Origin of the sequence: Aquisalimonas sp., assembly GCF_007120195.1 — a bacterium.
Classification (GTDB): Bacteria; Pseudomonadota; Gammaproteobacteria; order Nitrococcales; family Aquisalimonadaceae; genus Aquisalimonas.
The window spans coordinates 1-6278 of sequence record NZ_SKOG01000087.1 but is presented as its reverse complement, the minus strand read 5'-3'; the positions used below and the strand labels follow the sequence as shown (position 1 = coordinate 6278).

At 64.0% G+C, this 6278-nt stretch carries 8 protein-coding genes and 1 pseudogene; 8 read left to right on the top strand and 1 reads right to left on the bottom strand.

The annotated features are described in order from the left end of the window. Positions 1 to 135 precede the first annotated feature (135 nt). The gene (locus tag QZT63_RS07015; RefSeq protein WP_290649782.1) at positions 136 to 531 is read left to right on the top strand and encodes a hypothetical protein; all 396 of its coding nucleotides are present in this window, start codon (positions 136 to 138) and stop codon (positions 529 to 531) included. On the opposite strand, the gene QZT63_RS07010 is transcribed toward QZT63_RS07015, so the two are convergent. Next, positions 505 to 978 carry a MarR family transcriptional regulator gene (locus QZT63_RS07010; RefSeq protein WP_290649780.1) on the bottom strand — a complete coding sequence of 158 codons (474 nt, stop codon included), beginning with the start codon at positions 976 to 978 and terminating at the stop codon, positions 505 to 507. The genes QZT63_RS07015 and QZT63_RS07010 overlap by 27 nt on opposite strands. A gap of 57 nt (positions 979 to 1035) precedes the next feature. Here QZT63_RS07010 and QZT63_RS07005 point away from each other — a divergent pair, with 57 nt between their 5' ends. The 7 genes and pseudogenes from QZT63_RS07005 to QZT63_RS06975 all read left to right on the top strand — a co-directional run. Further along, positions 1036 to 2007 carry an SRPBCC family protein gene (locus QZT63_RS07005; protein ID WP_290649778.1) on the top strand — a complete coding sequence of 324 codons (972 nt, stop codon included), beginning with the start codon at positions 1036 to 1038 and terminating at the stop codon, positions 2005 to 2007. 398 nt (positions 2008 to 2405) lie between these two features. Beyond that, the gene (locus QZT63_RS07000) at positions 2406 to 3263 is read left to right on the top strand and encodes an energy transducer TonB (protein WP_290649776.1); all 858 of its coding nucleotides are present in this window, start codon (positions 2406 to 2408) and stop codon (positions 3261 to 3263) included. A gap of 108 nt (positions 3264 to 3371) precedes the next feature. After that, positions 3372 to 3935, top strand: a complete 564-nt coding sequence (locus tag QZT63_RS06995) for a YqgE/AlgH family protein (RefSeq protein WP_290649775.1) — start codon at positions 3372 to 3374, stop codon at positions 3933 to 3935. After that, positions 3935 to 4360: a Holliday junction resolvase RuvX gene (ruvX, locus tag QZT63_RS06990; RefSeq protein WP_290649774.1), complete on the top strand. Its 426-nt coding sequence runs from the start codon at positions 3935 to 3937 to the stop codon at positions 4358 to 4360. Before QZT63_RS06995 ends, ruvX begins: the two co-directional genes overlap by 1 nt. Then, positions 4357 to 4863 (top strand): bifunctional pyr operon transcriptional regulator/uracil phosphoribosyltransferase PyrR, encoded by a 507-nt coding sequence (pyrR, locus tag QZT63_RS06985; RefSeq protein ID WP_290649772.1) that lies wholly within the window; start codon positions 4357 to 4359, stop codon positions 4861 to 4863. The genes ruvX and pyrR overlap by 4 nt, the downstream gene beginning before the upstream one ends. After that, a complete protein-coding gene (locus QZT63_RS06980) occupies positions 4860 to 5840 on the top strand; it encodes an aspartate carbamoyltransferase catalytic subunit (protein WP_290649770.1) in 981 nt (326 codons plus the stop codon). The genes pyrR and QZT63_RS06980 overlap by 4 nt, the downstream gene beginning before the upstream one ends. Beyond that, positions 5837 to 6278: pseudogene (locus QZT63_RS06975) on the top strand (dihydroorotase); the annotation flags it as partial. The gene QZT63_RS06980 and the pseudogene QZT63_RS06975, both read left to right, overlap by 4 nt.

Below are 6278 nucleotides of genomic sequence, written 5' to 3'. Positions count from 1 at the left end.
TCTGTTGCCCGCGGCTCGGGCGCCTCCGAGGGGGCTGGTTGACGTTCCCTTCGTGCCACCCGCGTTGCTCTCACCCATAAAGTGCACGGCAGGGTATCGGCTGGCCGGCCGGAATGGACTCGACAGTGGCGCCGCATGGTTGCGGTGATGCGTTTCTGCACGCTGGATAAACTTGTTCAACCGGGACATGCTGCGGCGGTTTTCGACAATTCCTATTTTCTGTCAGGTTTGGGTACCGGGTTCTTTTACCTTATCAGTGCCCTGGAGATGGTGCTGACTATCGCTTTCCTAATCGGTTACCAGAAGCACTTGACCTATGGACTGGTAATTCTGCTGTACGGCATATCCACTCTGTCCTCCTGGCGCCAGTATCTGGATCCTTTCGACAATCTGCTGTTCCTTTCCGTCTGGCCCATGCTGGCGGCCTGCTTTGCCCTGTATAGCCTGCGGGATCTGGTTACCAGGTGGGTGATTCGGGGTAAACAGGTGCGGAGGTGGTCCGGGTCACCAATCGGATGTGAGATCGGATGACTGCTGGATGCTTTCCATCAGGCTCACCGCCCGTTCCAGTGTCTGCTTGCCAATTTGTTGCGAGAGCAATGCGTCCATCTCCACCAGTAATTGTCTGACATCGGACATCAATTGCTCTCCGGCGCCGGTGAACAGAATCTGCTTTTGCTTGCCGGGGCCATCGGCCTGCTCCAGATAGCCCAGGCGCACCAGCTCCTTGACCGTCTTGGCCACCATCTGCCGGGAGACATTGAGGCGACGGGCAATTTCCGAGCCGTAGTTGGTGCCGCAATCCAGGGCGCCCAGAAAACCGAGCAGGGACGGAGATATATCTTGATAACCCCTTGCCTTGAGTGTTTCCGCCACATGCCGGGTGATCTGCTCCTGGACCGCCGTGGCGCTTTGCACCAGCCGCAGGGAATGGCTTTCCGCCATGGGTGTGCCGCGCTGTGTAAACCTTGTTGACATATAAAGGGTGAGGTCCTAATGTATGTCTACCGAGTTTACATGAAAGGATGCCGGGCAGTGACTGTTGACCTCGGTATCGTCTTCAGGCCCTTGAAGGAAACCGCCATGAGTTTCACTCGACCACTGCGGCTCGTGCTGCTCGGGAACGCCTTTTTCTCGACCGCTTGTGCCCTGCTGATGCAGATCAACCCGGTGCTGCTCGGCGACCTGCTCGGTGTTCAAGCGCCGCTGATTTATCGCCTGATCGGCGTCGGCTTGCTTGTCTTTGCCGCGGACCTGGTGCATCAGGCCAGCCGGCCGCGGCTCGCTACCTGGCGGGCGCTGTACGCCAGCGCCGGTGACGTCCTCTGGGTGCTGGCCACGATTGTCGGGTTACTGCTGTTTCCCGGCGTGCTGTCTCCCAGCGGCTTGGTGACGGTGTCCCTGATGGCAACCGTGATGTTGGTGTTTGGTCTGCTTCAGATGCGCGGTATCCGCATTGCCCATCGCGCCCCTGACGGCGACGTGTATCGTCACTGCATCATGGTTCGGGTCGACGTGCCTGCACCGGCCATGTGGGAAGTGATCCGCCGGATCGGCGATATTCAGCGTTATATGCCGTCGCTGAAAAGTTCGCAGATCCTGTATGGTCGCGAACCCGGTGTCGGTGCCGTGCGTCATTGTGTTGATCAGGCCGGCAAGTCCTGGTCCGAGGAATGTATCGCGTTTACCCCCGGTCGAGAGTTTACCGTGCGTTTTCTTGCCGATGAGCCGGGTTTCCCGTTTCCCGCCAGCGAGATGTTCGGTGGTTGGGAGGTAATGCCGGAAGAGCAAGGGGGCGGGGAGAGGGAAGGATCCGTAGTCAAGGTCTGGTGGGAACTGACCACAAAACCGGCCTGGCTTGCACCGCTGCTGTTGCCGTTGTTGGCCTTTCAGGCGGACCGGGACTTCACCGGCATTATCGAAGCAATGGCCGGTGATGCACGGGGCGAGCCGGTTTCCCGAAGGGCCACGGGAAGCGGGGTGCGGTTGCTGCCGCTTGCCTGCTGATTCACCTGTTGCTTAGGGCACCCTTGAACAACTATCCAGCCATTCTGCGGGTGCCCCAGCGCGGAGTAGCCAGGCGTGTCGCGCAGGGAATGGCCATCGCCCCTTTTAAGCGGCTTAACGCCGCTATTGCGCCATTGCGCGCGGCGGCCAACTGGCTCGATGTCGGCCTCACCGCCGGCCGTGGCCGCCAGAACCGTGACCATCGTCACCACGACGCCGCTCCCAAACGTCTATTCTCTATCCGCTGCGCGCCGACGCCCTGGCTTCAGCGCCATAACATAATTTGAATTGCTGCCTGATGGCGGCGTCGGTGGCCTTCGGCTGACTCAATGATATACTCGCTCGGGGTCTGCTTCGGCAGCTCGACAGTGACGTCTATGACGCGCAAAGGACCATACATGCGTAAGCCCCGAATCAGCCCCGCCGACCGGTTCGGAATCGCGCTCTTTGTGGCCGCGGCGCTGCATGGGGCGATCATCTTCGGCGTCGGCTTCACCATGCCTCTTGCGGAACGGGACACACCGCCGCTCATTGAGATCACCCTGGCGCAATCGCCCACGGAAGAGGCCCCCGAGGACTTTGACTTCCTGGCACCGGACCACCAGGAGGGCGGCGGCACCGCCGAAGAAGCCAAACGGCCTACGGAGTACAGCGCCCTGCTCCCGGACCCACGTGACATGGGCGCGGTGGTTGCGGCCGCACCCAGCCAACGTGCCGATCCACCGGCGCAGGACACGCGGGCCATCACCACGAACACCGCGCGGGAACAGTTACCGAAGCCCGAGCTTAATGCTCCCGAGCCCCACCATTCACCCAATCGCGACCTTCTGGATGCCGAGGAACAGGTGGCCCGGGACATTGCCGATACCTTTACCCGCCATGAATGGAGGGCACTGCACCCATCCAGGCAGCGCATCAACGCCCGGACCCGCGCCCACGAGGCGGCGGCCTACATGCACGATTGGATCAGGCGCATCGAAGAGGTGGGCAACCTGAACTACCCCGATGAAGCCCGCCGGCGCGGGCTTTCCGGGCGCCTGATTTTGGAGGTCACCCTGGATCGGGACGGCAGTGTAGCCGGTATCCAGGTGCTGGAACGCTCACCGCACGCGGTGCTGGACGAATCGGCCAAGCGGGTGGTGACACTGGCAGGGCCGTTCGAGGCTATACCGGAGGAGGTTCTGGGCGGCAAGGACCAGCTTGTGATTACCCGGACGTGGCAGTTCGTCCACGATGGCGGATTGCGCACCCGCTGAGGTGCGGCCTGGACCCACCGGCGCGGAGATTGCCGGGATGTGACGATAACCCAGTATTCCCCCTGATTCCCCTTGAGCCCTCGGCATCGGGTGACGGATACTGGTGGCATGGACAAACAAGCATTCCTGACCAATCACTTTTTGATTGCCATGCCGGCGCTGGCGGATCCCAACTTCCACCAGGCGGTTGCGTACATGTGCGAGCACAACGCCGAGGGCGGGCTCGGCATTATCATCAACCGCCCCACCGAGGTGTCCCTTGGCGAACTGCTGGAGCACCTGGGGATCGAGGCTGCCAACGCGGCGATTGCCGGTCAAACCGTCTACATGGGCGGACCGGTGCAGCGCGAACGCGGGTTTGTCCTGCACAGCCCCGACAGCGAGTGGGATTCCAGCCTGCGGGTCTCCGAGCACGTCAGCGTCACCACGTCGCGCGACATTCTCGCCGCCATTGCCCAGGGCGAAGGGCCGCAGCGCTATTTCGTCGCCCTCGGCTACGCGGGTTGGGAGGCCGGACAGCTGGAAGAGGAGTTGGCGCAAAACGCCTGGCTGAGCGGCCCTGCCGACCCGGACATCATCTTTACCCGCGAGAGCGGTGAGCGCTGGCAGGCAGCAGCGGCCCTATTGGGGGTGGATATCACCCTGCTCTCCTCGGATGCCGGGCACGCGTAATGGCGGCCACGCTCCTCGGTTTCGACTATGGCCGGCGCCGCATCGGCGTCGCCGTCGGTGAGACCGTCACCGGCGGCGCGCGGCCGCTGACCACGCTCGATTGCCCTAGCGACGGCCAGCCGGACTGGCCGGCCATCGCGCGGCTGCTCGGGGAGTGGCAGCCGGACGCCGTGGTGGTCGGCCGCCCGGAACATGCCGACGGCACCGCCAACCCGGTGACTCATGGGGCGGAACGCTTTGCCCGCCAGCTGCAGGGCCGTTTCCGCTTGTCGGTGCACCTAGTGGATGAGCGGCTCAGCTCCCGCGCCGCCGAGGAGCGGCTCGCCGACCGGCGACCCGGGCGCTCTCGCGGCTCGAAAGAGGCCATTGATCGGATAGCCGCCTGCGTCATTCTTGAAACCTGGCTCGCGGAACACGCCCCATGAAACAGCTCGCTTCGGTGGACACGCTGGTTCAACAGATGAGTGATGACCTACGCACGGTGCTCGAGCAGCGCGGCATCCGAGAGCCGGCGATTATCGGCATTCACTCCGGTGGCGCCTGGGTTGCCCAAGCCCTGCACCGCAAGCTCGCCCCCGAAACGCCCCTTGGCACGCTGGATATCGCCTTCTACCGCGATGATGTGGGCACCCGCGGCGTTCACCCCCAAGTGCGGCCATCAAACCTGCCCTTCTCGGTGGACAACCGGGACATCATACTGGTGGACGACGTCCTCTACAGCGGACGCACAGTGCGCGCCGCCCTGAACGAGATCTTCGACTTCGGGCGCCCGCGACGGGTCCTGCTGGCGGTGCTGGTCGACCGCGGTGAGCGCGCGCTGCCCATTGCGGCCGATGTTGTCGGCACCCGGATCACGCTGGAGCAGGGGCAGCGGGTCAAGCTGCAGGGCCCCAGCCCGCTTGAGCTGACCATTCAGGACGCGGCATGACCGCCCGGGACATCCAGCTCGACGACCAGGGACGGCTGCGCCACTTCCTCACCACCGAGGGCCTGCCCCGGGAGCTGCTCGAACGGATGCTGGACACCGCGAGCTCCTTCACCGGTGTCATCGAGAAATCCATCAAGACCGTGCCGCTGCTGCGTGGCCGCACCGTCATCAACCTTTTCTTCGAGGCCAGCACGCGGACACGGACCACCTTCGAGCTTGCCGCCAAGCGCCTGTCCGCTGACGTGCTCAATATCGACGTGGGCACCTCGGCGACGGTCAAGGGCGAAAGCCTGCTGGACATGCTGCGCAACCTCGAGGCGATGCAGTGCGACATGTTCGTCGTGCGCCACGCGGACAGCGGCGCGGCGCATTTCATCGCCGAACACGTCGGCAATGATCTCGCCATTGTCAATGCCGGCGACGGCCGACACGCCCATCCCACCCAGGCGATGCTCGACATGTACACCATTCGACGCCACAAGCGGGCATTCGAGCCCCTGCGTGTGGCCATCGTCGGCGACATCCTCCACTCGCGCGTCGCCCGGTCGCAAATCCATGCCCTGAACGCGCTCGGTGCCGGCGAGGTCCGCGTTGTCGGGCCACGCACGCTCTTGCCGCGGCATGTCGATCGCCTCGGCGTCCAGGTCTACCACGATATCACCGCGGGCCTGCGGGACGTGGACGTGATCATCACCTTGCGGCTGCAACGCGAGCGCATGCAAGGCGCACTGCTACCCAGCGAGCAGGAGTACTATCAGCTCTACGGCATCACCCAGGAGCGCTTGGCCCTGGCCAAGCCTGACGCCATTGTCATGCACCCGGGACCGATCAACCGCGGGGTAGAGATTGAGTCCGCCGTCGCCGACGGCCCACAGTCCGTGATCCTCAATCAGGTCACCAACGGGATCGCGGTGCGCATGGCCGTCATGTCCATGTGCCTGGAAGGACGGGGCGCCTCCGTCCAGGAGGGCGGATGAGCGGCACCATTCGCATTCGCGGCGGACGCCTGCTGGACCCAGCCCAGCACCTGGACCGTGTTGCTGACCTCTATGTCATCGACGGCGCCATCGCCGCCCTGGACGACGCGCCTGCCGGCTTCCAGGCGGATGAAACCATCGAGGCCGGCGGTCAGCTGGTCATTCCCGGTCTTGTGGATCTGGCCGTCCACCTGCGCGAGCCCGGCGCGAAACACAAGGCAGACATCATCAACGAACTCCAAGCCGCCGCGAGCGTCGGCATCACGACCCTGTGCCCCTCGCCGGCCACGCAGCCTGTCATCGATAGCACAGCGGTGCTTGAGCTCGTCCAGGGGCAAGCCGACAAGGCCGGAGCCAGCCGGCTCGCCCCCCTCGGCGCCCTAACCGCCGGCTTGGAAGGCCAGCACCTGAGCCAGATGGCGGCGCTGAGGCAGGCCG

What these genes read in the sequence shown, in the direction of transcription:
- QZT63_RS06980 (WP_290649770.1), top strand. Translation starts at nt 4,860, where the DNA reads ATGACCGCCCGGGACATCCAGCTCGACGACCAGGGACGGCTGCGCCAC.
- QZT63_RS06995 (WP_290649775.1), top strand. Translation starts at nt 3,372, where the DNA reads ATGGACAAACAAGCATTCCTGACCAATCACTTTTTGATTGCCATGCCG.
- ruvX (WP_290649774.1), top strand. Translation starts at nt 3,935, where the DNA reads ATGGCGGCCACGCTCCTCGGTTTCGACTATGGCCGGCGCCGCATCGGC.
- QZT63_RS07015 (WP_290649782.1), top strand. Translation starts at nt 136, where the DNA reads ATGGTTGCGGTGATGCGTTTCTGCACGCTGGATAAACTTGTTCAACCG.
- pyrR (WP_290649772.1), top strand. Translation starts at nt 4,357, where the DNA reads ATGAAACAGCTCGCTTCGGTGGACACGCTGGTTCAACAGATGAGTGAT.
- QZT63_RS07000 (WP_290649776.1), top strand. Translation starts at nt 2,406, where the DNA reads ATGCGTAAGCCCCGAATCAGCCCCGCCGACCGGTTCGGAATCGCGCTC.
- QZT63_RS07010 (WP_290649780.1), bottom strand. Translation starts at nt 978, where the DNA reads ATGTCAACAAGGTTTACACAGCGCGGCACACCCATGGCGGAAAGCCAT.